The sequence below is a fragment of the 'Vigna radiata' phytoplasma genome, assembly GCF_030586915.1.
Taxonomy (GTDB): domain Bacteria; phylum Bacillota_I; class Bacilli_A; order Acholeplasmatales; family Acholeplasmataceae; genus Phytoplasma; species Phytoplasma australasiaticum.
In genome coordinates, this window is sequence record NZ_JAOSIS010000050.1 from 1 (window position 1) to 1,434 (window position 1,434).

The window sequence follows — 1,434 nt, forward strand, 5'->3', positions numbered from 1 at the left end:
TCTTGATCATAATTAACAAATTATTAATCGTAATACTTTTGGGGGGACGCAGCGCGAAGTCATTTATTATTTATTGGTGACAAGATTCCAGATTTTCGCTGATAAACCATCCCATACAAATCAAGTAATGGTTCATAACAGTTGGTTCATATCGTTGTTCGGTTCACTAAATTCAGTTTAGTTTGTTAGAATAAAAGACAATTCAATTCAATTTGTTTGAATAAAATTAACGAAAATTTGTATGAATTAAATATAAAATATGTGACAATAATACTGACTTTGTATGTGGTAATGACACTTGCTTGACATATGACACTGCCATGTGTCATAATGTTGACTTGGATGTGAACAATTTTTTAAAATTTTTTAAAAAATTTAAAAAATAAAAAAAATAACGAAATGACACATGATTGTCGTTGTTCACTTTTGGTTAACAATTTAAATGTCGTCACAAAAAATAATCAAATTGATCATAATTTATACAAATTAATATTTTTTTAACTTAAAAAAATAAAATGATATTTTAACACATAAAAAAAGTCACATCAGATTATAAGAGAAAATTGTCAAAATATCATTGTCCTTCATAAAAATATGACCAAATCGAAGAAAGAGAAACGAAACTTGGGACAAATGATGTCTTTAAGAATAAAAAAAATAATATTCTCTTCCCCCGACCTCTTCACCTTTTATCTACAACTTCCCTCTTTTCTTCAGAATTTGCTCATTCCTCGTGCTCATTGGAAGGTGTTGCGCTTTCCTATCACACAAAGGTGTTGTCTTCTTCCGGTGAAGTGTGGGCTGGCTTACGTTTGTGTGATGTCCGAAATTACCCATATCCTCGATTAATCCGGTTGGGCTGAATCCAGCCAAACCCGAATGTTGCTTAGCTCTAGGTGCAGAGCTGAACTTAGGGTTTTGTTGTTTGTTCCTTGGTCTTCTATCAATCCAACACATTTGATCCTTGCATAAACTTGGAAAGCTTAATAATTTAGGAGACAAACATGCTAGTTTATGAAAGCATAAATACAATGTAGGCATACACAAACTTAAACATAAAACATAAACCACAAAAGTGACTAACTCCTAATAAAGCAAATATTATTAAAAAAGTAAAACACCCATGTCACATCATAAAAATAAATAATTATAAATATATTTAAATAATGGTTTAACACATCTCAAGACATCTAATGCATCATCAATATTCTTTGGACAACAATATAAATAATATTAACTACTAAGAATATTTTGTTGTAACGACTAAACATTGATAATGAAGTATGTCAAACAACAAACCCATCTTATTCATCTTTGGATTGATTTATCATCTTGTGGTGATACATCAAAAAGTTTAGCAGTTTGTAAATTATGGATAAAAGTATTTAAAATCCCTTGAGTAATAATATTTTTGCTTTGACAAGAGACTCCTTC

At 29.8% G+C, this 1,434-nt stretch carries 1 protein-coding gene; it reads right to left on the reverse strand.

Annotated elements, in window-relative coordinates:
* Positions 1-1,308: 1,308 nt before the first annotated feature.
* A partial coding sequence (locus tag OC710_RS02750) for a metallopeptidase TldD-related protein (protein ID WP_425306761.1) occupies positions 1,309-1,434 on the reverse strand: 126 nt, incomplete at its 5' end.